Below are 26,864 nucleotides of genomic sequence, written 5' to 3' on the forward strand. Positions count from 1 at the left end.
ATACATTTAGAAAACCAAGCTTAGGCTTGGTTTTTTTGTTTTTAATGAAACGAAAAGTGGGGTGGCAAAACTGTTCATATTGTTAGACAAAAATGATAGAAAATGTCAATTTGTTAGATTTTGTCCTTTTATGACATAGCTGAAAACAACTTCTAACCGTATCTTGATGATTCAATAATGCACACTTGTATAAAAATAAATTTAGATCAGAGGGTGACTATGGGAAAGCATATTGAGTACCACCCAGAATGGGTTCGAGAAGATTTTGTGGATTTTCTAGCTGAAAAAGTAAATCCGCTGTGGGCTTGGAAAAAGGCCAAAGCACAGATTGTTGCAAAGCATCATTTGTCAGATGACTTCGTGTGCATGCAGTTACAGCCAAATCGTCATTTTAAAGTCGCTGGTTATCAAGCTGGGCAAAGCATCTTAGTAACGGTGCTTATAGGTGGTGTACGTTGGCAACGTAGCTATTCGATTGTCGAGATTTTAGACAATGGTAATCTTGTGATTGCTGTAAGAAAACAGGGAAAAGTCTCAAATACGCTTACTCAGCAGTTCGAAAAAAGTGTAGTTGAAATTTCCCAATCGCAGGGTGAATTTGTTTTAAAAACGCAGCCTCATTCTGCACTGATGATTGCCTCTGGAAGTGGCATTACTGCAATTTACGCATTGATTAATGCTGCATTAAAACAAACACAAATAGTTTCCCATATTGATCTAATTTACTTTACGCGGGATGATGCCTTTCACGTAGAACTGCAACGTTTAGCGGAACATTATCCGCAGTTTAAATATCATCATATAAATACCTTGCTGGATAAACAACATCTGAGCCAAGACTTGCTTAGCCAAAAGGTTGAAGGTTTTGAACAACGCGAATGTTATGCCTGCGGTGCTGCCAATATGATGCAAAGTCTGACACAAATCTATCTGGCTTTAGACTTAATTGACCATCTGCATACCGAATACTTTCAAATTACTGTCGATCACACTCAGAACGCTCAAATGGTCACATTTCAACGTTCGCAGCAACAGTTTCAAGCTCAAAGCAATTTATTAGAAAGTGCCGAACAGGCGGGTTTACGTCCCGCACATGGCTGTCGTATGGGGATTTGTAATACTTGTTCATGTACCAAAGTTCAGGGTGTGGTGCGTAATCTACTCACAGGTGAACTGGATCAAAACAATAACACTCAAATTAAGTTATGCATTTCACAGGCGGTTAGTCCTGTTGTAATTAACCTTTAAGAAGGTATAGATATGAATCTTCCCGTATATTTTAGTGAAAGCAGTAAATCCAAATATTTAAGTCCTGCACAAATCGAAGAGTTTGGCTTAAAGGTTGAAGCGATCCGCCGTGAAGTGATGGAAAGCCTCAATGAAAAAGATGCCGAATATATTTACACAATCCGAAATTTTGTCCGCTATAGCGAAATAGGCGCACGTACAATGCTCATGTTTGCAGGGTGGTTACCTCCAGTATGGCTTTTGGGCACAGGTTTATTGGGGGTATCTAAGATCGTAGAAAATATGGAACTTGGGCATAATGTCATGCATGGTCAGTTTGACTGGCTAAATGATCCGAGTCTCAATGGTAGCAATTATGATTGGGATACTATGGCCACAGGCCCCGACTGGAAGCATACACATAATTACATCCATCATACCTATACCAACATTGTCGGGATGGATCATGATGTCGGTTATGGCTTAGTCCGTGTGAGTGATGCACAGAAATGGGAACCTCGCTTTTTGCTGAATTTGCCTTTAGCTGCTCAGTTGATGGTATTTTTTGAGTGGTACGTTGGCATACAAAATCTGCATATCGAAGATGTGGTCGCTTATAAAACCAAAACATGGCGTGAAGTTTGGGTAGAGTCATATAATTTTAGACAGAAGATGAAACGCCAAGTGATTAAAGACTATGTCTTTTTCCCCATCATCGCTGGGCCAAATGCATTGCCTGTCTTTACAGGAAATGCTGTAGCGAATGTTATTCGTAGCTTATGGGCATCCGCGGTGATTTTTAATGGTCACTTTACCGAAGACGCTGAAAATTTTGAAATGGACAATATCGACAATGAAACACGGGCCGAGTGGTATCTGCGTCAAATTCGAGGTTCGAGTAACTTTACTGGAACACAGTGGCTCCATATCTTAAGTGGCAACTTGAGCCATCAAATTGAACATCATCTTTTTCCAGATATGCCTGCAAATCGCTACGCACAAGTAGCCCCAAAAGTTAAAGAATTATGTGCGGATTATGGGATTCATTACAATGAAGCCAGTTTTATCAAACAGTTTTCATCTGTTTGGGCAAAATTGGCGAAATATTCATTACCAAACCAGTGCTATGAAAAGAATGAAAATTCATTTTCATTTATTAAACACAATCTAAATTTATTGAAGAAAGCGCTACTGAATTAATGTATTTAAAATGCATTAATTCAGTAAAAGTCTAATTGGAATGGATCTACCAATTAGACTTCTTTTTTTGCTCAAAATTAGCGCATAAAATACTGATAAATAATGTTTCATTATAACTAAAAATAATCAGTGATCTGTCTGCATGTTTGAACTTTTATTTTATCTAGTTGTTATTATTTAAATTTTATTAATTTTTTTATATGCTCTTTTCCCCAGCAAGGATAGGGTGAGTTTAATTTCAAATATCGCTTCTGTTTATTTGTCGGATTTGTGTAAATGTTGCAATTTTTCATTGGTATAGGCTCATATAAGTTGTATATGATGCATGGTGTGATGGCAATCACGCAACGTCACTTCACATTTGTTTTTCTTTGTTTTTTTAATTTATATTTATGACTTTGCTTGATTTCTTTTTTAAACAATATGTCTGATTACGGATTAAATCAGCTAGTTTAAGTTGCAGATAATTATTATGTCGCGAATCCAATCACAGCCGAAAATTAAATCTAAAAATTTTGCTTATGAACATGAGGCAGGGAAAACTGCCATTTCTAAAAATGACAGTTTATTGATTGATTCTATTCCACAGCTTTTTTGGTTGCATAGTCATGTATGTAAGTACCTAAACTTACCCCTACGCCAATATTTGGGTGTGATGAATATATCAGAACAAGAATTTAATTTACTTCATTATATTCATCCTGAAGATGTTCAAGTACTTGATGACTTTTTGCATCAAGCAATTGTGGTCAAACATAAATTTGAAAAATCCTGCCGAATTCGTAACCAACAAGGCGAGTATCACTGGTTTTTAATTCAAGCTGAGTTGGAAAATAGTCCAATCGGTGGTTTTAAAATCAGTTGTACCAATATTCATCAGGGCATGAAAATCTATATTGAATCATTGGCTCTTTTAAGAGCTCATGCCGATATGTTGGATGCCAGTGTGGATTGTATTATTGTGGTTGACCCTGATGGCACAATCACACACATGAATAAGTCAGCATGTGAAAATTTTTTTGGGCGTGCAGATTTAAAAGAGTTTGGCATGTCTTGGATCGAAATTTTGCCACAAGCGATTCGTAAAAAAGCTAAAAAGGCGATGCTCGATGCTAACAATGGAAAAAACTCACGTTTTAATGGCATGAGCTTTTCTAAAGACAGTGTCTATTACTGGGATAATGTGCTTACACCTGTACTAGATGTCGATGGTAAAACCCAAAGTATTTTATGTGTTTCACGTGATGTAACTTTACAATACTTGGCAGAACAAAAGCTTAAACAAGGAAATGAACGGGATGAACTTACAGGCTTAAATAACCGCAGAGCGTTTAAAGAAAAAATAAGAAAACTATATACAAATGCACGGGATAAAAAGCAAAAGCTTGCTGTGATGTTGTTGGATTTAGATCACTTTAAAACAATTAATGATACGCTGGGTTATGCTGCAGGCGATCATCTTTTGCGCATATTATCTAAACGCTTAAAACAGACTCTTGAAGGACGAGCATTCTTGGCGCGTCTTGGCGGTGATGAGTTTGGAGTCATTATTCCACATGTACGAGATATTGGTGAACTCAATGAAATTGCTCAACTGATTTTAAAGCAATTAGAGATCCCGATTACATTCGCAGGTAATTATATTAATGGCGGCATGAGTATTGGCTGTGGCTTATATCCAGATGATGCTAGTGATATTGTCGAGTTAATGAAGTGTGCAGATACCGCACTTACCGATGTTAAAGCCCAAGGGCGTGGCGGTATGCGAATGTTTGATCAAGACATGTTTAATGCTGTTCGAGAGCATTCAGCACAACTGAATTGCGCACATCAAATTATTCGTAACTTGACTATTGAGGCTTATTTTCAGCCTAAAGTCTGTTTAAAGTCCGAAAAAATTATTGGTTATGAAGCATTATTACGTTGGCGAGATGAACATAATAATATTCAAAGCCCGGCAAGAATTGCTGCTGCATTTAATGATTATGAGCTATCTAGTCGTATAAGTGAAATTATGCAGAATCAGGTTTTTAAACAGATTACTGAATGGCTCGCAAAAGGGTTAAAGGTTGTTCCTATTTCAATCAACGCTGCACCTGTTGAATTTATGCGAGATAACTTCGCAGAAATATTTTTAAAACGGCTTAAAACACATGCTATTCCAGCAAAATTTGTTGAAATAGAAGTCACAGAGTACCATTTAGCAGAACGGGGTTATGAGTACGTTATTCGAGCTTTAAAAAAACTTAAAGCCAATGGTGTGAGAATTGCATTAGATGATTTTGGCACGGGGCATTCTTCACTAACTCATTTACGAGATTATCCTGTTGATATCATTAAAGTTGATTGCTCATTTGTACAGCGATTAAGTGAAGATAAATCAATTTATGCGATTGTTGAGGGATTAGCTAAACTGGGCCCCTTATTATCTATGGATATTATTGCTGAAGGCATTGAAACAGCTACTCAATTACAACTTTTAAGGGAAATGGGTTGTCATATTGGGCAGGGCTATTTGTTTAGCCCTCCAGTTTCGGCTCAACAGGCTGAAATGCAATTATTAAAACGACACTAAACATTGATCTTTAGACAAAGACAGCTTGCATGATTTCCGATTTTCCTGGAGGGTTGTGTTTATGGAGATAGAACAACACTTTTCTATAAAAAAGTGTTGTAAAAGCAAAAAAATCAGCGTATTTTAAATTTCAGATAACATATTTTTGAAGATATAAAAATGTTAAAGCAACCTGTAGTTTCTAACGCGACATATTATTTTTGGCAATTTAGATAGTTGCCTGAACGCGTTCGGGCATCAAAAGGTTGCCCACCCAGTTAATACCTGATCGGCAACCCTGATCAGGTTTTTTTATATCTGCTGTTTTAATAAATTTTGGAGAACTTCATGAAAACGATTAACTATTCATACTTTAGCAACTTTTATTGGTTTTACTTTAGTCAATTTATGACTTCAGCCGAACAATCCATTAGACCCATAACGCTCAAATAAAAGCTCGGACTGAGACCACAGTCCAAAGGATACAAACCAATGAATGCTCTAAATACTGCACTACAACAAGCTCAACAAACAGCTCAAGAAACGTCTTTAAGTTCACCACAGCAACTCAAAACACAGCTACCACTTTCAGCAGCATTAAACTTACAAATTGCTGAACAGCGTCAAACGATTCAAAAGATTTTGAGTGGGCAGGATCATCGTCTTATGGTGATTACAGGACCATGTTCTATTCACGACCCGATTGCAGTATTAGAATATGCTGAAAAATTAAAACAATTACAGAGCAAAGTTGCAGACCAAATTTTCTTCGTTATGCGTGCTTATATCGAGAAACCACGGACAACCGTTGGCTGGAAAGGCTTTTTATACGACCCAATGTTAGATGGTTCCTCAAATATGCAGTTAGGCCTAGAGCAGTCTCGTGCATTGTATTTAAGCATTATTGAAAAAGGACTGCCTATTGCCTCAGAAATTTTAAGTCCAATGGCAACAGCATATTTTGATGATCTGTTGGCATGGGGGGCGATTGGTGCACGTACGAGTGAGTCGCAAATTCACCGTGAAATCTCAAGTCACATGCCATTCAGCATAGGCTTCAAAAACGGGACAGATGGTTCTATTCAAATTGCATTGGACGCGATTCAGTCAGCGACAAATCCGCATCAGTTCATGGGGGTGGGGCAGCAAGGCATGGCATGCATGTTGCACTCTACTGGAAATCCGAAGCCTCATTTAATTTTACGCGGTGCAAATTCTGGACCTAATTATGACTTAACACATATTCGCCAAATGCAGGATAAAGTGAAAGGCGAATTACCGGCTCTAGTGATTGACTGTAGTCATGGTAATAGTGCCAAAAATCCGCTCAATCAACCTGAGGTATTGCGTAGTATTGTTGAAGAGCGTGCTCAAAGTAATGTATGTGGTGTCATGCTTGAAAGTTACTTGGTAGATGGTCATCAAAAGATCTCATCAGATATGGTCTATGGCCAATCGGTAACGGATGGATGTTTAGGATGGGAAAAAACACAACAGGTACTATTAGATATTGCTGATACTTTAAGAATGCATGCTATACAGCGCAGCGCATGATTGAAGTACCTATAAAAAGACCTTCAGATTTGAAGGTCTTTTTTTGTGATGTAGTTCAGAAAATACTGATAATAATTTGAAAAATAAGTTAAAAATGATTTATGAAAGAATAAATGAGGTTGAGCTGGCGGTTAAAGTTATGCACAATCAGTAACCTTAGAAACATGATAACAAATTGTATTTTTAACAAAAATGCTTTTTAGGGTCAGCTATTTGCACTAATTTTTAGAGAACACTATGTATACTGCAGAACTCTTAGAAGAAGCTCGTCGAATGATGTTCCACATGCTCACCAAGGTGGTTGAGTATGGTGGTTCAGATTTGTTTATATCTGCGGACTTTCCTCCGAGTATCAAGCATCAAGGCTTGATGAAGCCTTTAGGGCAACAGAACTTAGCAGCAGATCAAACTAAGCTGTTTGCCTATAGTTTAATGAACGAAAAGCAACGTCAAGAATTCGAAACTGAGCTTGAGTGTAATTTTGCAATTAGTGTTCCCAATGTTTCTCGTTTTCGTGTCAATGTCTTCCAGCAACAACTACAAGTAGGGATGGTTATTCGTACGATTGCTGCTGAAATACCGAATTTTACCAAGTTGCAGCTTCCAGAGTCCTTAAAAGATGTGATTATGGAAAAGCGCGGTCTGGTATTGGTTGTTGGTGGTACAGGATCTGGTAAATCAACCTCTTTAGCAGCCATGATTGACCATCGAAATGAAAACTCAGCAGGGCATATTATTACCGTTGAGGATCCTGTCGAGTATGTACATAAGCACAAAAAATCAATGATTACTCACCGAGAAGTAGGTGTGGACAGCCATTCTTGGCACAATGCCTTAAAAAATACACTTCGCCAAGCACCTGATGTTATTTTAATTGGTGAGATTCGAGATACTGAAACGATGGAGCATGCAATTGCCTTTGCAGAAACAGGACATTTGTGTCTTGGAACTTTGCATGCCAATAATGCCAATCAAACCCTAGACCGTATTATTAACTTCTTTCCAGAAGAACGAAGAAATCAGCTTTTGATGGACTTATCTTCAAATATGAAGGCGATTATTTCGCAGCGTTTAGTCCGTACTGAAGATGGTCGTGGTCGCCGGGCAGCAGTGGAAATCATGCTCAATACGCCTTTGATGTCAGACTTGATATTAAAGGGGAATTTTCATGAGCTTAAGGAAGTGATGGCAAAGTCAAGAGAGCTTGGAATGCAAACATTCGATCAGGCTTTATTTGATTTGTATAATCAAGGTGCAATTGCCTATGAAGAAGCATTACGCAATGCAGACTCGGTAAATGAATTGCGCTTACAAATTAAACTCAAAAGCAGTAGAGCAAATCCACATTTGAATACAAGTAGTGTTTTATCTTTTGATCAAACAACTCCTGAGAAGTCAAAAGACTTAGAAGAAACACAAGCTGAAAGCTAAGCTTTGAGTCCGTATGTTTAATGATCAGAACCTGCGGACACTTCTATTTAGATATATTTTTACGATTTACGACATAAGTATAGAAGAGTAAACTTAAAGCTGTCGTTGTTGCACACAGTAAATAGGTGAAACTATAGCCCTGTTTTGAAATCAGTAGTCCCAGCAAAATTGAACCTAAAGCAATACCTAAGTCATACATGGTAAAAAATGTGGAAGTTGCATGTCCAATCCGATGCTTTTCAGCACGTTGAATGGCTAGGGTTTGTAGGCAGGGTTGAGCTGAACCGAAGCCCATACCTACACATATTGCTGCAATGAGCAAGCCCGCTAATGATTGAATTTGACTTAGGATTACAAGACCTAAACTAAACAAGAGAATAGCAGGATAAATTACATAATTTGCACCATGTTGATCATAAATCTTGCCAGTAATAGGGCGTAGGCTCATCATAGCAATAGCAAAGACAATAAAAAACAAGCTTGCATAATTAAGCAGATGCTTAGACTCTGCATAGGTAGAGATAAACGACATGATGCTGGCATAGGAAAAAGAGATAATCATGGCCATAATTGAAATGTTTAAGGCTTTTATTTCTATAAAATCATCTCTACTGAGCTTATGTTTTTTACTAGATTTAGAATGTTTGGGCTTCGAAGGAATTGGGATAAAAAAGCAAAAGAGAAAACCAAGCCAGACACTAAATGCCAAAAATCCTGCAACCATTTGATAAGACATAGACTGAATAAGCGTCAAAGCGATGAATGGTCCTAGAACAATACCTAGGTTAATTGACATGACAAAATAGCCCATACCTTCGCCTTTACGTTTCTCTGGGATAAACTCATTCACAATAGGAACAGCCACAGTTGTAACAATGCTGAACCAGATGCCGTGCAGAAAACGAATCAATAAAAGCACCTGTAAGTTATCAGCTAAGAGATAAGCTAAGGAAAATAGGCAAAATAAGGCTTCCGAAATGAAAAGTGTTTTCTTTTGACCAAATTTTTCAATAATCAGTCCACTAAAAGGTCGAACAGCAATGGATGAAACCATAAACAAGGTCATGGCTAAACCTGCTTGCGTAAGATTTCCGCCCAAATCTTTTAAAATATAAATTGGTAGAATGGTGGTTTGTGCAAAATAAAAAATGAATAAGAACAAATTATTGAATAAGCAAAGAATAAAAGACTTATTCCACAGCGTTGGGGTATTGGACGTGGACATGCTGAACCTTTGGTTTGAGGCTAAGTCACAAGGCGCTTTTATATTTTTTATGCAGGGATCTTGAGACGCTATCGTACAGTTTAGAATTATTTAATTATAGTACAAAAAACGTGAAAAGTGTAGTTATTGTGATAAATGGAAATAAATAGACGGTCACTGTGCTATAGAAAATGATTTATTTCTTAAAATAGGAGGATAATAAAAAATCAGTCCGAAGACTGACTTTGCTTATTTCAAATGCTTCAGTTTTATTTATAGTCCAGCTTCATAGGCTGTATTTGATAGAAGCTGTTCAACATCGGCCATATTGTCAGGCTTAATTTTATAAATCCAACCTTTACCATAGGGGTCATCATTGACAAAGTCTGGGTCATCTTCCAAATTTGCATTGATTTCAACAACGGTGCCTGATACAGGTGCATGAATGTCAGAAGCTGTTTTGACTGATTCAACGACGCCTGCTTGTTGACCAGCTGTGATCTGTTGACCAACTTCTGGGGTTTCAACATAGACTAAATCGCCTAAAGCATCCTGTGCGTGGTCTGAAATACCAGTTACAACCAGATCACCTTCAATACGCACCCATTCATGTGTACTTGCATACTTCAATTCTGAAGGATGATTCATGAATAACTCCTTAAAATACAAAAAACATTTTTGCATGATTTATACATGCTTTTTTATAAAAACAAAAGGCTTATAAATAGGGATCTTTACGCCAATTACTTGGGCTGCGACCACTCCAGCGTTTGAATGCACGGCTAAAATTGGCTACATCGCTATATCCTAGTTCATCTGCAATTTGTTCCAGACTATAGTCAGTACGAGAAAGTAGTGAGGTGGCATGGCGGTATCGAACTTCGTCAACAATGGTGGAAAATGAAGTACCTTCAGCAGCCAATTGGCGTTTCAGTGTTCGATCAGACATGTGTAATAGGTCAGCCACGTGCTCGATGCTTAAGTAGTGTTGTTCCGATCGGGTTAGAATGTCACGAACTCGCATAGATAATCTTCGGCGTTCACCCATAGCGGAGAGTTCGGCTTCACACTGATTAATCGCAATTTGGCTTGCAAGTGGGTCGGCATTGACCATTTTAAAGCCTAAGTAATGTTTATCAAAGCTTAAAAGTAGATGAGGTTGATCAAAACGAACACTATGGTTAGGCAACTTTGTGCGGTAGCGGTCAAAGCCTTCTGGCTCTGGAAAATCGAAATCAATTTCACCAGCCAGAGCCTCAATACCAGTGAGTGCCTTACTCATTGACACAATCCCAAAAATAATACTGATCGCAATATCCGTACGCAAAGGTTCAATATCAACATCGCAACGTAATTGTAAAGTTGCTTTTTCGCCAAAGGTAGAAAAGAAAAGCTGCAAAAAAGGCATACGTAGTTGAATAAAACGATTTGCCAGAACCAAAGCTTCACCAATATCATGTGTGGTCATGATGGCATAGCCAATGAAACCATGAATTGAAATACGCATCTGCGTACCAAGATGGTAGCCTAGAGTGGGCTCACCAGTCAGACGACTGGCTAATTTAACCAATTCATTCGCAGTATGCACTGGGATACGAAAATCAGGCTCAGCAAGTTGTTCGCTGGTGAGTTGAAAAGGGGAAAAGAGTGCCTCTGCGTTATAGCCCCAGCGAGACACAACATCTAATAACAATAAGCCATAAACACCAGGAATTCCTTGATCTTGGCGAAGTGAAACTGTTTTCATGCGCGATCCATTGCATTTTTCTTTCTTTTCGGTCTGAAGTTATATTGGCATGAATAATGAAAATCCATGAAGTATATTGTTTGACAATATACTTTGAGCAAATATAGGTTCAGTTTATCTGGGTTTGAATTCCTTTCAAGTAAATAATAAATAGCATAATTTTTCGTTGCACACATAAGTATTTTACTGTGCTTATAACGATTGTTATAAATAGGCTAATCGTGACTATAGATAAATTAAAAAGCCTAAATCTCTAAGGAGATCTAGGCTTAAACGATCATTCAGTCAATAATATTGTTTAGTATATTAAGCTTCCTTTTGCGCTTTGATCGGATGTTGTTCTGTTAAAAAACCACCTGTCTGACGCTGCCATAAATGTGCATAAATGCCATTTTTCTCAATCAGTTCCTCATGCGTCCCTTGCTCAGCAATATGACCTTCATCGAGCACAATTAAACGATCCATTTGTGCAATGGTTGAGAGTCGGTGTGCAATTGCAATTACCGTTTTACCTTCCATGAGGTCATCTAAACTAGATTGAATCGCAGCTTCAACCTCAGAATCCAAGGCACTGGTGGCTTCATCTAAAATCAGAATAGGCGCATCTTTTAAGAATACTCGAGCAATTGCGATACGCTGACGTTGTCCACCTGAAAGTTTTACCCCACGCTCACCGACATAGGCTTCATAACCCGATTTGCCACGTAAGTCTGTTAGTTGTGGGATAAACTCGTCAGCTTTGGCTTTGCGTACGGCAGCAAACATTTCCTCATCTGTTGCATTTGGACGACCATATTTAATGTTTTCAGCGACACTACGATGAAGTAAGGAGGTATCTTGAGTGACTAAAGCAATATTGCGACGTAAGCTATCTTGAGTAATGTCTTCAATATTTTGTCCATCAATTAAAATTTCACCTTGTTTTAACTGATAAAAATGTAATAAAAGTTGAATGAGGGTGGATTTACCTGCACCAGAGCGACCCACAATCCCAATTTTTTCACCTGCACGAATATGTAAGTTTAAATTGTCGATGACATTTTTACTGTTATACGCAAAAGTTACGTCATTAAACTCAATCACACCTTGTTTAACTTCAAGGTCTTTAGCATTAGGCTTATCTTGGATATTAATCGGGCGACCAAGCGTTTTCATCCCATCTTGAATGGTACCGACATTCTCAAATAAGGCTGAGGTTTGCCACATGATAAACTCAGCAATACTACTCAGCTTTAAAATCATGGCTGTTGCTGCTGCAATGACACCAAGTTCAGCCTGTCCATTCATCCATAACCAGACGGCTGTGCCGAGGACACCAACGTAGAGCACGACATTTAAAAATAGGATGCTAATTTCATACTTTGCGCCCAACCGCATTTGCTTATAGACCGTAACCATAAACTCTTGCATCGAGGCTTTGGCATATTGGCTTTCACGCCCAGCATGGGCAAAGAGTTTAACGGTTTGAATATTGGTATAAGCATCGGTTACACGGCCTGTCATCACCGCACGAGCATCAGCTTGTTCGTTAGAGACTTTGCTTAAACGTGGAATAAAGTAATACGCAGCACAAATAAATAAAGCCAACCAAACTAGCAAAGGCACAATTAACAACGGTGAAATAGCACCAAGGACTAGATTGACAGTGATAAAGTAAATCAATACATAGGCCAACATGTCGCCTAAAATGACCCAGAACTCGCGTACGGCGAGAGCTGTTTGCATGACCTTTGCAGACAATCGTCCTGCAAAATCATTATGAAAAAAGTCGAGACTTTGTTTCAGCAAAAGATTGTGAAAGCGCCAACGCAAACGCATTGGGAAAGAACTAAACAAAATTTGGTGCTTAATAATGGACTGGAGGCTGGCAAAGAAAATGTTGGCTAACAAAATACAAAACAGCAGGCTAAGGTTTGAACTGTGTTCTGCTAAAAAGGTTTCAGGCTGACTTTTGCTGAGCCAATTTACCAGTTCACCAATTTTTGCATAAAGGAGTGCTTCAAAACTGGCCGCACCAGCAGTGAATAAAACTAAAATCACTAAATATTGACGGACACCTTTAGCTGCCTGCCAAACAAATGGAAAGAAAGTGGTTGGTAAAGGCTGGTTTAGTCCTTCTTCTGGATAGGGATCAACACGCTTTTCAAACCATTTGAACATAAATAAAACCTTGTAAAAATAAGCTGTTTAGGGAATAACAGTTTGTTTTATAGATAATCAGAGTTCGAGAATTTTAGCATGAAAAGGTCGTTCAGTTGTTTGTAAATTACAAGACCATGTGTCTGTTTAGGAAATGGTAGTTTTGTCCAGAGAGAATTGCTTTTAATACAAATTTTGTGCTTAGACATGGTGTTTTATACAAGGGAATCCAATTTAAGTTGGACTCCCTGAAACACTTAATGTGTTAGTTTGCTTGAGCTTCCGAAGTCGCCGTAACATCAGCTGCAGTAGCTTCCGAAGCAGAAGTCGTGTTTTCAGTTGTAACTACCGCTTGAGTTGTTTCTACAGATTGCGCTTCTGCTGCAAAGGAAGAAGTCGCTGCAACAGCTAAAAGAGTAGCCATGAAAGTTTTATTTAAAGTATTCATTTTAGAATGTCTTACTAAAGTTAAAAGGAATGGCTAATTTAATGAAGAGAAAAGGTGGATGTTGTGATAAAGACGTATATTTCATGTAATTATTCATGTAATTTATTTACACAATACTCAATCTAATTAACACAGTTTTTAATCATTAATGTTAAAGCAGAATAGATTTTCCCGGGAAAGGATGAAAATTAAGCCAATAGACTTAGTAAGTATTTTTATATATTTGAAAAGTTTGGGCACACTCAAATTGAAACTATTTGAGTGTGCTAAATAAGAAATTTAATGTTCAGATAGTGCAACTTGCATATCATGCCCTGAAGGTGCTTGGTAAATTCTGAGTCCAAACTCTGGAATAATCGCAATTAAATGATCAAAAATATCTGACTGAATAGCCTCGTAGTCTTTCCATGCAATTTGGTTGCTAAATGCATAAATTTCTAGTGGCAAACCTTTTTCCGTTGGCTGTAACTGACGTACGATGAGGGACTGGTGTTTTGAAATATTGGGATGCTGATTAAGGTATAACTCGACATAAGCACGGAACGTTCCGATGTTGGTCAAGCGTCTTTGGTTACACGGTGATGTATTGTCAAGTTTTTGATTAAACTCAATCAATTCACTACTCTTATGATCTAAATACTGATCTAGTAACAGGAAATCGCGCAGTTTAACTTGCTCTTCTTCTGACATGAAATGAACACTGCTTTGATCAATATAAATGGAGCGTTTAATACGCCGAACGCCAGACTGTGACATTCCACGCCAGTTTTTAAAGGTGTCAGTGACCAATTTGTTGGTTGGAATGGTGGTGAATGTTTTGTCAAAATTCTGTACGGTAATGGTATGTAATGACATATCAATCACATCGCCATCGGCATTAAGTGAGGGCATTTCAATCCAGTCTCCAATACGTACCATGTCATAAGATGAAATCTGCACAGAAGCCACCAATGACAAAATTGTATTTTGGAAAACCAGCATCAACACTGCAGCCATTGCACCAAAACCTGCAAGCAAAGTGAAGACATCTTTTTTCAGGAAAGTCCCTAGAATCATCAAACCACAGACAATAAAGATAATCAGCTTGATGAGTTGCAAATAACCTTTGATGGGTTTATTGCGTGATTTAGGATTACGCTGATACACCAAATTGAAGATATTAAGCAATTCACCGATGGCTAAGGCGATGGTCAGGAAGATGAATGCTTGCGCTGCCATTTGCACAAAGCTGACCATTTTCGCAGACAGGTGGGGGACGGTGACAATACCATTCATAATGACGATTGCTGGGACAATGTTCGCAATTCGACGAATCACACTATGCTGCGACATGATGTCATGATTGGCAAATTTTAGCTTAGTGATGAGATGCCGAATACCACGGACAACAACATGTTTAGCAATAATATAGGCCAATATTGCAATTAAAATCAGTATGCAAAACCCTGTGAGCATTTCGATCCAAGGATACTGATCTGACCAGTCTTTTAAGTTCTGTATAAAATGAAATTTATCCAAAATTTAGTCTTCTTTTGATTAAAACACTGAAAATAGTGTAATCAGCTATACAGATTAATCAAATCATGTCACTAAATTTATACACGTTTTCAACGACTTGATTATTTACTCGTTGTTGGGAGCGTTGGCTGAATTATAGATAGATTCAATAGATGTGTTGGATTGAAAGAAAAAAGACCAACATGAAAACGAGGGATTTATCACTATCATTTTATTGTAAAAAAGCCTCCTTGTCGGAAGCTTCTTGAACGTTAAATGGTCAAATCATTACCACATTAAGTCATCTGGAATGACATAGGCTGCATAAGGATCTTCTTCATCAGTGACAGCTTCATTCTTTTCTGAGTTATTGACAATAATAAAACCTTCAAGTTTAGTATTGATACGTTCAGCTAAAGCTTTTGGTAAGAAAGCATAGTTGTCATGATCACGAGCAATCACCAAACTGCCTGCAACTAGGGCATTATAAATTTGTTGATTGATATATTGTTTTTTGATTTTGCCATCATCAATAAATTGGTAGATGACTTCGCCATCCGTATCACGGATTTTATGTTGTGAGATCATTTGAACAATGGCTGCTTTGAGCTCTTTTTCTTGCAACAGAGCTTTCTTCTCAAGCTCTATGGCTTGATCTTTCTCTAATTTTTGCTGTTTGTCTTGCGCAATTTTTGCCTTAATCTCAGCTTCATTGCTTTGACCAGTTCTTTGCTCATGCACTGCTTGTTTAGAGAGTTTTTTTGCCTTTTTATTGTCAACTAAACCGGCTTTGAGTAACTGAGCCTGTAATGCATTTTTAACCATAACGAATTCCACAATTGTGTTTAAATACGACGATATCGAAAATAGATGATCCAATATACAACACTAAGGATCAAGCTTAATGCTGTCGGGATTAAGAAAGAGTTGAGTTTGAAATAAGGGTAGATCAAACTTGCACTGAGTCCACCAATGAAAAAACCAATTAAAATAAGAAGATGTAATACAACACGGCGTCGTTCGACCACGAGACCTCTTGCCCGATAGCCGAGTGCTAAACCTAAGTCGGTTAAGACACCAGACAAGTGTGTGGTTCGAATGATGGTTCCTTTGTAGTGGCTGACCATGGCATTTTGTACACCCATTGCAACACATGCCCAGAGCAGTGCATAGCGCGGAAAGTACGGCAGAAACAACCAGCATAGAAAAATAAAAAAAGCCAACAGACTAAGGGGTAAGCCATAACGGCGACCCAACTGAAAGTGGCTATTTCCTAAAATGATACCACTGTAAAATGACCCTACCACATAGCATAATGTAACAAGTGCAAGGTATAAGATGTGCTCAGGTTGCCAGTTCGCAAGTGACATGGCTAAAACACTGATATTACCTGTCATGTGGGAAACGGACTGGTGTAATACTGTGACCAGTCCTAAAACATTAATCATTCCAGCATTAATTGCTAAAAAGAATGCACCCAGTTGTATCCAAAATGGTAAGTGTTGAAATGGCATAACTTCAAAAATGAAACAATGTACTGATTCTACAATATATTATTTTGAAGCTCGGTCAACTGCTGCAGTGAATAATACATCAGTTGATGAGTTAAGCGCTGTTTCAGTTGAGTCCTGCAATACGCTAATCACCATCCCGATAGCAACGACTTGCATCGAAATATCAGAAGAAATACCAAACAGGCCGCAAGCAACAGGGATCAACAGCAAAGAACCACCTGCAACACCAGAAGCACCACATGCTGACACTGTCGCAAGTACTGATAAAATCATCATCGTAGTAAAGTCAACATCAATCCCCAAGGTATTGACTGCTGCAAGTGTAAGTACAGTAATGGTCACAGATGCGCCAGCCATATTGATGGTTGCGCCCAAAGGGATTGCTACGCTTGCCGTAGACTCAGGAACGCCTAAGCGCTTTGCAAGGTCCAAGTTAACTGGAATATTCGCAGCAGAACTACGTGTAAAAAATGCAGTAATACCGCTTTCACGTAAACACTGGAATACTAAAGGATAGGGGTTGCTGCGTGTTACAACCGCAACCATAAGTGGGTTAATTACCAGTGCCACAAAAGCCATAGTACCCAGCAATACTGCAAGCAACTGAGCATAGCTTTCTAGAGTACTTAGACCCGTTTCAGCAAAAGTGACGGCCACTAAGCCAAAAATACCCACTGGTGCAAAGTTAATTACGAGGCGGATAACACTGTTTACCGCATGAGCTGTGTCATTTAAGAAGTCTTTAGTCGTGTCTTTTGCATGGCGAAAAGCTACGCCTAAAGCAACAGCCCAAGCTAAAATACCAATGAAGTTTGCTTCGCTAATTGCAGTTACAGGGTTAGCGATGAAACTGAGCAGTAAATTCTTAAAAATTTCAATCAGGCTACTTGGTGCTTGTAGATCCGTATTTGCAGGTAAATTTAAGTATAATGTACTTGGGAAAATAATACTGACGGCAACCGCTGCAAACGCAGCGAGCAACATACCAATTGCATACATGATGATAATTGGACGTAGATTTGCACTGTGGCCCACTCTAAAATTGGCAATAGAGGCAAGAACTAAAACGAAAACAAGTACAGGCGCCACAGATTTTAACGCTTTAATAAACAAGTCGCCTAGTAGGCTCAAATAAGGTGCAACACCGGGAAAAACAAGAGCTACACCAATACCTAAAATAATGGCAATGATAATTCGAGTAACTAAACTCATTCGCGCTAAAACAGAGAACATAGAGGCGCCTTGAAAATTACGAGGACAAAATACGGATTTTAAGTGCGCCATTTTATACCTAATTTCCTAACTGACTGAAAAATATTTAAATATAAAAATTAAGTTATTGTAATTTCAGTTTTTATTATTCATTCTTATTCATAAAAATGACATATTTAATGGGTTTTTATCATAAAAAGACATAGAAAGTTTTTCATTTATGCCAAAAAACTTTCATATATAGATCATATTGAATGTGTCGATAGAAGCTGTGGTGCAAGCGTTTGAATTGCTTGATAATGAGTCAAGAATATTTTTCCACTTAAATGCTTTAACAGTTTTGAGCCTTGTAACCGATCCATCACAGGGCCTTTAACTTCTGATAAATGCAACTGAATGTTTTGTTTAGATAACTCTAGATTGATATCTTCTAACATTTCTAAAGCACTGAGGTCGATACTGCTGATACTTGAACAATTGATCACGACATGAGCCAGTGCAGGTTGCTGGCTGACTGCATTAATCAGTTCACCTTTTAAGACATTGGCATTGAGAAAACTTAGGTTTTCATCTATACGCATGGAAAGCACTTGTGCAGCTGTTTGAACATCATGACGTTCAACATTGCGAAAATGTTGTGTACCTTCGACCAAACCAATCACCGCAATATGTGGACGACTAATTCTCCAAAGCAATAAAACAAATGTTGAGATCATGCCAATGATCAGACCTGTTGAAATATCTATACATACGACCCCAAAGAACGTGATCCACATAGCAATACCATCTGCTTTTGAATATTTCCATGCTTCAATAAAGGGTCTAAAGTCTACCAATTTCCAAATAGAGACAATAATCGTTGCAGCCAGAATGGCTAAAGGCAGGTTTTGAAAAAAACCAGTAAAGTATAAGCTCACTACAATAATCAATAATGATGATATCACTCCTGCCATAGGGGTTTGAGCACCTGCATCTGCATTAACGACAGTACGAGATAAACTGCCTGTGACAGGAAAGGCTGAACTCAAACCAGCGCTGATGTTGGCTAATCCCAAAGCGATCAGCTCTTGGTTACTATTCAGTTGACTACGATTTTGTAGCGCTGTTGCTTGGGCAATAGACAATGATTCAACAAAACTGATCATTGCGATCATGGTGGCGCCTGGCAACAGTTGCAGAACTAGAGCCCAGTTCCAATACGGCATATCGAGCGGAGGCATACCAGATGGAATTACTCCGACCGTTTTGATTCCAAATGCTTGCAGTTGGAAAAAATAGACTAAGGTGATCGACGCAACCACTAAAAATAAAGGAATGGTGCGCGAAAGTAATACAGTCGATCCGAACCAAGACTTAATGGCATGGCTGTTTAGTAGTTTGGGAGTGTAAATTAAAAAAGCGATGGCGCACAGTCCAAAGACTAGCGTCCCTACGTGAGTGAGACTAATGTATTGCCAAACACTAGTCGCAAACTCGGGGATATTATTGGCTTTTAAAGGCAGATCAACAATAAACTTCAACTGACCCAAAGCAATGAGTAAGGCCGAAGCAATAATGAAACTTTGAATAACGGGATGGCTAATGAGTTGAATTAAAAAACCAAAGCGTAGTATCCCCAAACACAGAGAAATAACACCGACCATGAGCGCCAATAGACAGGCTGCCTGTATGTAGACAGGTGAACCAACTTCGAACATCGAATTCAAAGTCGCAAAGGTCATCATGGAAATGATGGCAACGGGACCAATCGAAAGCGTGGGACTGCCGCCGATGATGGCATAAATAATCATCGGAATGATACTGGCATATAATCCTGTAATTGGAGGTAAACCTGCCAACATGGCGTATGCCATGCCTTGAGGAACCAACATGGCAATGACAATAAAGGATGCAAGTAAATCTGATTTAAAAGTAGGCGTGTCATAGTGCTTGAGCCACTGCCATGCGGGGAGATAAAGGCCTAGACGACGATTCCAATCAGACATAAAAAAATCTAAATCATAAATTTAGATATATTATGCATAAAAAATGCTAAGAAGTCTTAGCATTCATTATACTCACATCAAAAATAGCATAATTATTTGATTTTAAAGACGTGGTTTAGGGCAATACAACTGATATAAAGTATTTAAGACTTCTACCATACGTTCGTCTTTAATGGAGTAGTAAATTTGCTTACCGTCACGACGTGTATTTACGACATCGCTTTTGCGTAGCATCATCAATTGCTGAGAAAGTGTTGGCTGTTTGATGTCAGTAATTTCTTCAATTTGTGAAACATTAAGTTCTTGTTGCGACAAATGGCATAGAATTAATAAACGATCGGTATTGGCTAGAGATTTTAAAATACTCACAACAACTTCAGCAGAGTCGCGCATAGACGTGATTTCAAGTCCTGTGTTCATTTAAAACCTACTCATAAAACAAAACAACTGTGCGCTTAGTATAAAACCAAGCAGTTTATAATGTTGTGTTTTCATGTGTAATATGCATGGCTTTTAGTGAAATAAAATATTAGTTAAAGTTATATATACGTTCTATTTACATCAAAAATAGTTATCTTGAATATCACTTAAGTTCTCGATATTTATATAATTTAAGGATAAAAATTTAATAATATTTGTATTCTTTATGATTATTTATAATAAGCTTTTATTATTTTTTCATATATATATGAGTCTTATGACAGCATAACCTTTCATCTATTTATAAAATAGCACTATAAAATTTAAAAATATATGTATTTATTAAAGGCATAATTATTGCAACTTATTTTTTTTGACCAATAAGTAAATTTTAAGATGAATGTACAAATTTTTCCCTCAAATGAAGAAAGTGCAGAATATGTGGTTCTATCGTCTGGTTTAGGCGGACATGGTCAGTTTTGGCAACCCCAAATTCAAGCGCTACAGTCTAAGTTTCATGTATTGATTTACGATCAAGAAGGTTGCTGTGCTGATGCAGCATTATTAAAACCAGATTATTGTATGCGAGATTTGGGGCAGCAACTTTTGCTGATTTTAAAACAACATCATATTCAACGATTTCATTTTATTGGTCATGCATTGGGCGGCTTTATTGGTGCCGAATTAGCATATTTATGCCAACTGACAGCGTATCGGATGTTGTCCATCACGATTTTAAATGGCTGGGATACGCTAGATGCGCATACTTATAAATGCTTTGAAACACGAATCAATCTTTTAAAATGGGCTGGAACAGAAGCTTATGTCAAAGCGCAAGCATTGTTCTTATATCCACCCGCTTGGATTTCAGCAAATATAGAAAGTATTCAACAACAAGAACAGCTCCAAATTCAAAACTTTCCACCACATGAAAATGTATTACGACGACTGAGTGCTTTAATGGCCTTCCAACTGAGCGAGGAGATACGAGCGGCTTTGCAGAATATCCCTATGCATTTGATCGCGAACCAAGATGATTTCCTTGTGCCTTACCAACGCTCACAAAAGCTAAAACAGTTGTTTCCGCATGCGCAGTTGACTCTTTTAAGGCAGGGCGCTCATGCGGCGACTGTAACTGAGACAGTACTGATGAATAACGAAATATTAGGCTTTTTAATAGCACAGGAAAGTTTGGTTTAAATGTTAATTGTTTAATTCAACTTTATAAAATAAAGGTGTCTAGATTTTATATCTAGACACCTTTTTCTTTAGGCGAATACATCTAAAAAAACTAGTTTGGTTCATTTTCTGCACAATGTTCGACCATAGATCACAAATATAGTGCATGGTTATAATTATTATTTTACTCTTTGGTAAAAAATAAAAATAACTAAAATACAATAAATATTTGAAAATAAATAATAAAAATAAATTGGCACAGCTTATGCAAATGTATTTTTATCAAACAAAGAGTAAAAACTTTGCGCTGATTGAATATTTTTAATTCATCAGCATTCACCGAGGCCAGAGGATAAAAGAGATGAAAATAGGTGTGTTTTGCCCGATTGGAAATAATGGCTGGCTGCTTTCGGAAAGCGCCCCACAGTATATGCCTTCATTTGAACTAAACAAAAAAATTGTTCAACGCGCTGAGCATTATGGCTTCGACTTTGCTTTGTCGATGATTAAGCTGCGTGGTTTTGGCGGGAAAACTGAGTTTTGGGATCATAACCTTGAGACATTCACTTTGATGGCTGGGCTTGCAGCAGTAACCAGCAAAATCAAAATTTATGCAACAGCAGCGACATTGGTAATGCCACCTGCAATTGTGGCGCGTATGGCATCAACGATTGATTCTATTTCAAATGGGCGCTTTGGTTTAAATGTGGTGACAGGCTGGCAAGCTCCAGAATATACGCAAATGGGGATGTGGCCAGGAGATGAATATTTTGCACAACGTTATGAATATCTCTCGGAATATGTAGAAATTCTACGTGAACTTTGGGCAACAGGGCGTTCAGACTTCAAAGGAGAGCATTTTACTATGCAAGATTGTCGTGTCAGTCCACGTCCACAAGCAGACATGAAAATTATTTGTGCAGGTCAGTCTGATACAGGACTTGAGTTTTCTGCCAAATATGCCGACTACAACTTTGTCTTTGGTAAAGGGTTGAATACACCAACAGCCTATGCAGAAATCAATGACCGCTTAAAAGTACAAACGGATAAAACAGGCCGTGACGTGCAAACCTATGTGTTGTTCATGGTGATTGCTGCACAAACCGATGAAGAGGCACATGCAAAATGGCAAAAATATAATGCTGGTGCAGATATGGAGGCCATCAATTGGCTAATGAATCAAGGTGGTAAAGATACCAAATCTGGAGCAGATACGAACATCCGTCAAATGGCCTCTTCAGTTTCACCTGTGAATATCAATATGGGAACCTTAGTAGGCTCGTTTGAGCATGTTGCACAAATGTTAGATGAAATTGGTGAGATCCAAGGGACGGAAGGCATTTTGCTTACCTTTGATGATTTTGTACAAGGGGTCGAAGACTTTGGTCAGCGCATACAACCTTTAATGAAATGCCGTGAACATATCGTGGTTGAAGAGGACGTATCCCAAGCTATTTTGGAGAAAAGTGCATGAATGAGCCGATTGTCTGTACAGAATTTACTAAACAGTGCCTGCACGCAAAAACATTGAAAGCCGAACCTGAACATATTGCATTGGCACCTGAGCACACGGCATTGATTGTGATTGATATGCAAAATGCCTATACCTCAGAAGGTGGCTATTTGGATTTAGCTGGGTTTGATGTATCTAAAACTAGACCTGTGGTTGAAAACATTCAAAAGTCCGTTCTTGCTGCACATGCAGCGGGTATACAGGTGATTTACTTTAAAAATGGTTGGGATGATCAATATCGCGAAGCAGGAGGGCTTGATTCGCCGAATTTCCATAAGTCGAATGCTTTAAAAACCATGCGCAAAAATCCTGAGCTACAGGGAAAGCTATTGGCAAAAGGTGGTTGGGACTTTGAGTTGATTGATGCACTAAAGCCAGAACCACAAGACTTGGTGATTGAAAAGCCTCGTTATAGCGGATTTTTTAATACCGCACTGGACAGCATGTTGCGGGTACGTGGAATCCGAAATTTAGTTTTTGTTGGTATTGCGACCAATGTTTGTGTTGAGTCAACTCTCAGGGATGGTTTTTTCTTGGAGTATTTCGGGGTAGCTCTTAAGGATGCGTGCTATCAGGCTGGGCCCGTCGAAGCACAAGAAGCAAGTCTCTATAACATCAAAACCTTTTTTGGTTGGGTATCTGATACACAAAGTTTTGTAAACACCTTTCAGACCTCTGGCAATAAGCCTCTGGCAAAAACAGCATAAGCCAAACATACAATAGATTAAAGGAAGTCTCATGCCTAAAGAAATTATTGTGCCAGAAGGCACAGCGAAACCACTGGCTCCATTTGTACCTGCGACTAAGGCTGACAATATCGTCTATGTATCAGGCACTTTAGCTTTTGATGAACAGAACAATGTTGTCCATGTGGGCGATGCAGCTGCACAAACTCGACATATTTTAGAGACTATTAAACGAGTCCTTGAAACAGCTGGCGGTACGATGGATGACGTGACTTTTAACCATATTTTTGTGAAAGATTGGGGGGATTATGGCGCGATTAATGCTGTATATGCCGAATATTTTCCAGGTGATAAGCCCGCGCGCTATTGTGTCCAAACTGGATTGGTTAAGCCTGATGCTTTAGTGGAAATTGCTTCGGTTGCACATGTGGCTTGAGTTGAATAATCAAATTTTAACGTCCTGAATGGAGGAATTTGACATTCAGGACATGGAGAATACGATGAATGCAAAACTATTACACCAAGATCAGGTTGAAGCCATGCTAAACACTATAGTGCCTGAAGAAAAAGCGGAAGTGATATTGGATCAACACCTGTTCCGTCAAGGCATGGCGAATCTTGGTGCTGCGGTTAATGTGATTACGACGGATGGTGCAGCGGGTCAGGCAGGTTTTACTGCATCGGCAGTATGTAGTGTGACAGATACACCACCGACCTTATTGGTCTGTTTAAACCGTTCATCTTCTGTGTTTGATACATTTAAAACAAATCAAGTACTGTGTGTGAATACGCTATCGAGCCAGCAACAACATTTATCTAACGTATTTGGAGGCAAAACTCCAATGTCTGAACGTTTTGCTCAAGGCACATGGTCCACACTTTTGACCAATGCTCCAGTCTTGGATGATGCCTTAGTGAGTTTTGACTGCGAAGTGGTGCAGAGTATGTCTGTGGGGAGTCATGATGTTCTGTTTTGCCAAGTCAAAGCCATGAAGCAAAGTTGTGGACTGAATGCACTTATGTATTTTAAGCGTGGTTATTGCGAGCCATTACCAATGTGTTAATTCAAAAAATCCTACTTTTTAAAGGAGGGGAAACCCATGCAAACAAAAGAATCGTGGTTTCCAAAATTTAAGCCTTATCAAGGCGATTTAGATACAACTGCTGTGCAAACAGATGAGTACTTGCCCGTAGGCAAAAGCATTATTTTAGGATTACAACATGCTTTCGCCATGTTCGGTGCAACTGTGCTTGCGCCATTGCTGATGGGTTTTGATCCGAACTTAACTATCTTTATTACAGGGATTGGTACGATACTTTTCTTCCTAATGACTGGCGGACGTATGCCAAGTTATTTGGGGTCTAGCTTTGCCTTCATTGGTGCAGTGGTTGCAGTCACAGGCTACACGGGTGTCGGATCAAATCCAAATCTTTCGTTAGCACTGGGTGGAACCATAGCATGTGGTGTATTGTACGCTTTAATTGGCTTAATTGTGATGCGTACAGGCACAGCATGGATTGAAAAGTTGATGCCACCTATTGTGACAGGCGCCATCGTAATGATCATTGGTTTACACCTTGCACCTGTTGCAATTAAAAGTGTATCGGCCAATCAATTTGACTCTTGGATGGCCTTAATCACAATTATTTGTATTAGTGTGATTGCGGTATTTACCAAAGGGATGGTGCGCCGCTTATTGCTTCTTTTAGGCTTGGTTGCATCCTATTTTATTTACTTCTTACTGACCAATGTCATGGGTTTTGGTACTGCAATTGACTTTGCCAAAGTTGGTCAAGCAGCATGGTTTGGTTTACCGACTTTCCATAGCCCAACCTTTGATGTAAATGCCATGATGTTGATTGCACCTGTTGCAATTATTTTGGTGGCGGAAAACTTAGGACATTTCAAAGCAGTTTCAGCGATGACTGGGAAAAATTTGTCTCCTTATATGGGGCGTGGTTTCTTTGCGGATGGCGTGTGCACTACGCTTTCAGCTTCAGTTGGTGGAACAGGGATGACGACTTATGCTGAAAACATTGGAGTCATGGCGGTCACTAAAGTTTATTCAACCACAATCTTTGTTTTTGCAGGTGTGTTTGCCATTTTACTGGGGCTTTCCCCTAAGTTTGGTGCAGTGATTAGTACGATTCCCGTTGCACTCTTGGGTGGTGCATCCATTGTTGTTTTTGGTTTGATTACGGTTGCGGGCGCAAAAATTTGGGTCGATAACAAAATTGATTTTACCAAGAACAGTACTTTAATGATTGGTGCGGTGTGTCTGATTATGGGAACAGGTAATTACAGCTTACAAATTGGTAGTTTTGACCTAGGTGGTATTGGCACCGCAACACTAGCAGCTATTCTTCTTAATCTTTTCTTAAACCGAGGCAGTGAAAATGAGCAGGCCATAGAAAAGTCGGATGACCAAATCAATAGCACTATTGCACACGGTTAGGAGTACGTTTTGAGTCTGAATATTGCATTTATAGGACTGGGCGCAATGGGTTGGCATATGGCCTCCCATTTGCCAAAACTGGGTCATAATGTTTGGGTGTGGAATCGCACAGCGGAAAAAGCTGCATTGCATGCGCAAACCTTTGGCACTGAGCCCGTTCAAATCCAACAAGCGGTGCAAGCCGATATTATATTTTCATGCTTACCGACCAGCGCAGATGTTGAAGCTTTAATTGCATTACATCCACCTAAGCCTGAAAGTTTATGGGTGGACTGTACCAGTGGCGTGCCTGAGTCTGCGCAGCGAATTTCCACTGATTTGGCAGTACGTGGTGTAACTTACTTAGATGCACCTGTTTCGGGTCAAACCATTGGTGCCGAACGCGGTACTTTAACGGTTATGGTAGGTGGCAATCTCGCTGGATTTGAAAGGGCAAAACCGATCATTCAGGCATTTGCGGGGCTGATTGAATACGTCGGGGAAAGTGGTGCAGGCTTTGCAGTTAAAGCGGTGAACAATACACTCATGGCAACACACTTATGGGCTCTGTCTGAGGGTTTGTCTATTTTGAAGCATCGAGGCGTTGATTTGGTCGGAGCATTGAGTTGTATCAATCACTCTAGCGGTAAAAGTACGATGTCTGAAACGGTGATGGCGCAAAAAGTTTTGAGCCGAACTTTTCAAAAAACTTTTGCTTTAAACCTGTTGCAAAAAGATATTGGCATTGCGTTGGATTTGGCGGAGGAAGGACAGATGAAAACTCCTGTTTTTCATACAACGCAGGAACTTTTTTTAAAAACAGACCGAGAACAGGCTACACAAATGGATTTTAGCGCGGCAGTCACGGAGTTGGAAAAGTGGAATAGCCTAACACTAATATAAGTGGCTCACTTGCTAC

At 38.9% G+C, this 26,864-nt stretch carries 23 protein-coding genes; 12 read left to right on the forward strand and 11 right to left on the reverse strand.

From position 1 onward, the window contains the following. The first annotated feature begins 219 nt into the window (after nucleotides 1–219). The 5 genes from DPG01_RS01585 to DPG01_RS01605 all read left to right on the forward strand — a co-directional run bounded on the left by DPG01_RS01585 (nucleotide 220) and on the right by DPG01_RS01605 (nucleotide 7,966). Nucleotides 220–1,248, forward strand: a complete 1,029-nt coding sequence (locus tag DPG01_RS01585) for a flavin reductase family protein (protein ID WP_110973994.1) — start codon at nucleotides 220–222, stop codon at nucleotides 1,246–1,248. Nucleotides 1,249–1,260: 12 nt separating this feature from the next. Next, a complete protein-coding gene (locus DPG01_RS01590; RefSeq protein ID WP_110973995.1) occupies nucleotides 1,261–2,427 on the forward strand; it encodes a fatty acid desaturase family protein in 1,167 nt (388 codons plus the stop codon). 472 nt (nucleotides 2,428–2,899) lie between these two features. Next, nucleotides 2,900–5,002 carry an EAL domain-containing protein gene (locus DPG01_RS01595; RefSeq protein ID WP_110973996.1) on the forward strand — a complete coding sequence of 701 codons (2,103 nt, stop codon included), beginning with the start codon at nucleotides 2,900–2,902 and terminating at the stop codon, nucleotides 5,000–5,002. A 471-nt stretch (nucleotides 5,003–5,473) separates the two neighbouring features. Beyond that, on the forward strand, nucleotides 5,474–6,535 hold the full coding sequence (locus DPG01_RS01600; protein ID WP_086210053.1) for a 3-deoxy-7-phosphoheptulonate synthase: 1,062 nt from the start codon (nucleotides 5,474–5,476) through the stop codon (nucleotides 6,533–6,535). A gap of 237 nt (nucleotides 6,536–6,772) precedes the next feature. Next, nucleotides 6,773–7,966, forward strand: a complete 1,194-nt coding sequence (locus DPG01_RS01605; RefSeq protein ID WP_086210052.1) for a PilT/PilU family type 4a pilus ATPase — start codon at nucleotides 6,773–6,775, stop codon at nucleotides 7,964–7,966. Between the two features lie 43 nt (nucleotides 7,967–8,009). Here DPG01_RS01605 and DPG01_RS01610 read toward each other — a convergent pair whose 3' ends face one another. From DPG01_RS01610 to DPG01_RS01660, 11 genes are all read right to left on the reverse strand, one after another. After that, complete coding sequence (locus tag DPG01_RS01610; RefSeq protein ID WP_110973997.1) at nucleotides 8,010–9,191, reverse strand: MFS transporter; 1,182 nt, start codon at nucleotides 9,189–9,191, stop codon at nucleotides 8,010–8,012. A 252-nt stretch (nucleotides 9,192–9,443) separates the two neighbouring features. Continuing rightward, nucleotides 9,444–9,818, reverse strand: coding sequence for a glycine cleavage system protein GcvH (gene gcvH / locus DPG01_RS01615; protein ID WP_086210050.1), 375 nt, complete (start codon nucleotides 9,816–9,818; stop codon nucleotides 9,444–9,446). 70 nt (nucleotides 9,819–9,888) lie between these two features. Beyond that, a complete protein-coding gene (locus tag DPG01_RS01620; RefSeq protein ID WP_086210049.1) occupies nucleotides 9,889–10,917 on the reverse strand; it encodes an AraC family transcriptional regulator in 1,029 nt (342 codons plus the stop codon). A 306-nt stretch (nucleotides 10,918–11,223) separates the two neighbouring features. Then, a complete protein-coding gene (locus DPG01_RS01625; protein ID WP_110973998.1) occupies nucleotides 11,224–13,077 on the reverse strand; it encodes an ABC transporter ATP-binding protein in 1,854 nt (617 codons plus the stop codon). A 244-nt stretch (nucleotides 13,078–13,321) separates the two neighbouring features. Next, complete coding sequence (locus DPG01_RS18870; protein ID WP_228147006.1) at nucleotides 13,322–13,480, reverse strand: hypothetical protein; 159 nt, start codon at nucleotides 13,478–13,480, stop codon at nucleotides 13,322–13,324. A 303-nt stretch (nucleotides 13,481–13,783) separates the two neighbouring features. After that, nucleotides 13,784–15,022, reverse strand: coding sequence for a mechanosensitive ion channel family protein (locus DPG01_RS01635; RefSeq protein WP_086210047.1), 1,239 nt, complete (start codon nucleotides 15,020–15,022; stop codon nucleotides 13,784–13,786). Nucleotides 15,023–15,289: 267 nt separating this feature from the next. Then, nucleotides 15,290–15,826: a DUF2058 domain-containing protein gene (locus DPG01_RS01640; RefSeq protein ID WP_110973999.1), complete on the reverse strand. Its 537-nt coding sequence runs from the start codon at nucleotides 15,824–15,826 to the stop codon at nucleotides 15,290–15,292. A 20-nt stretch (nucleotides 15,827–15,846) separates the two neighbouring features. Next, a complete protein-coding gene (locus DPG01_RS01645) occupies nucleotides 15,847–16,515 on the reverse strand; it encodes a YoaK family protein (protein ID WP_110974000.1) in 669 nt (222 codons plus the stop codon). Between the two features lie 39 nt (nucleotides 16,516–16,554). Continuing rightward, nucleotides 16,555–17,748, reverse strand: coding sequence for a serine/threonine transporter SstT (sstT, locus tag DPG01_RS01650; RefSeq protein WP_086210044.1), 1,194 nt, complete (start codon nucleotides 17,746–17,748; stop codon nucleotides 16,555–16,557). A gap of 224 nt (nucleotides 17,749–17,972) precedes the next feature. Beyond that, nucleotides 17,973–19,712, reverse strand: a complete 1,740-nt coding sequence (locus DPG01_RS01655; RefSeq protein WP_110974001.1) for a SulP family inorganic anion transporter — start codon at nucleotides 19,710–19,712, stop codon at nucleotides 17,973–17,975. A gap of 102 nt (nucleotides 19,713–19,814) precedes the next feature. Then, nucleotides 19,815–20,132 carry an ArsR/SmtB family transcription factor gene (locus tag DPG01_RS01660; protein ID WP_086210042.1) on the reverse strand — a complete coding sequence of 106 codons (318 nt, stop codon included), beginning with the start codon at nucleotides 20,130–20,132 and terminating at the stop codon, nucleotides 19,815–19,817. 396 nt (nucleotides 20,133–20,528) lie between these two features. Here DPG01_RS01660 and rutD point away from each other — a divergent pair, with 396 nt between their 5' ends. From rutD to DPG01_RS01695, 7 genes are all read left to right on the forward strand, one after another. Further along, complete coding sequence (gene rutD, locus DPG01_RS01665; RefSeq protein ID WP_110974002.1) at nucleotides 20,529–21,332, forward strand: pyrimidine utilization protein D; 804 nt, start codon at nucleotides 20,529–20,531, stop codon at nucleotides 21,330–21,332. 340 nt (nucleotides 21,333–21,672) lie between these two features. Then, nucleotides 21,673–22,785 carry a pyrimidine utilization protein A gene (rutA, locus tag DPG01_RS01670; RefSeq protein ID WP_110974003.1) on the forward strand — a complete coding sequence of 371 codons (1,113 nt, stop codon included), beginning with the start codon at nucleotides 21,673–21,675 and terminating at the stop codon, nucleotides 22,783–22,785. Then, nucleotides 22,782–23,531, forward strand: coding sequence for a pyrimidine utilization protein B (gene rutB, locus DPG01_RS01675; protein WP_110974004.1), 750 nt, complete (start codon nucleotides 22,782–22,784; stop codon nucleotides 23,529–23,531). Before rutA ends, rutB begins: the two co-directional genes overlap by 4 nt. Nucleotides 23,532–23,562: 31 nt before the next feature. Then, complete coding sequence (gene rutC, locus DPG01_RS01680) at nucleotides 23,563–23,946, forward strand: pyrimidine utilization protein C (RefSeq protein WP_086210038.1); 384 nt, start codon at nucleotides 23,563–23,565, stop codon at nucleotides 23,944–23,946. Nucleotides 23,947–24,049: 103 nt separating this feature from the next. Further along, nucleotides 24,050–24,574, forward strand: a complete 525-nt coding sequence (gene rutF, locus DPG01_RS01685; protein WP_086210238.1) for an NADH-dependent FMN reductase RutF — start codon at nucleotides 24,050–24,052, stop codon at nucleotides 24,572–24,574. Between the two features lie 36 nt (nucleotides 24,575–24,610). Continuing rightward, nucleotides 24,611–25,966: a pyrimidine utilization transport protein G gene (gene rutG, locus DPG01_RS01690; RefSeq protein ID WP_086210037.1), complete on the forward strand. Its 1,356-nt coding sequence runs from the start codon at nucleotides 24,611–24,613 to the stop codon at nucleotides 25,964–25,966. Between the two features lie 45 nt (nucleotides 25,967–26,011). Then, complete coding sequence (locus DPG01_RS01695) at nucleotides 26,012–26,848, forward strand: NAD(P)-dependent oxidoreductase (protein WP_416346128.1); 837 nt, start codon at nucleotides 26,012–26,014, stop codon at nucleotides 26,846–26,848. Nucleotides 26,849–26,864: the final 16 nt, after the last annotated feature.

Origin of the sequence: Acinetobacter sp. WCHAc060042, from assembly GCF_003231195.1 — a bacterium.
Classification (GTDB): domain Bacteria; phylum Pseudomonadota; class Gammaproteobacteria; order Pseudomonadales; family Moraxellaceae; genus Acinetobacter.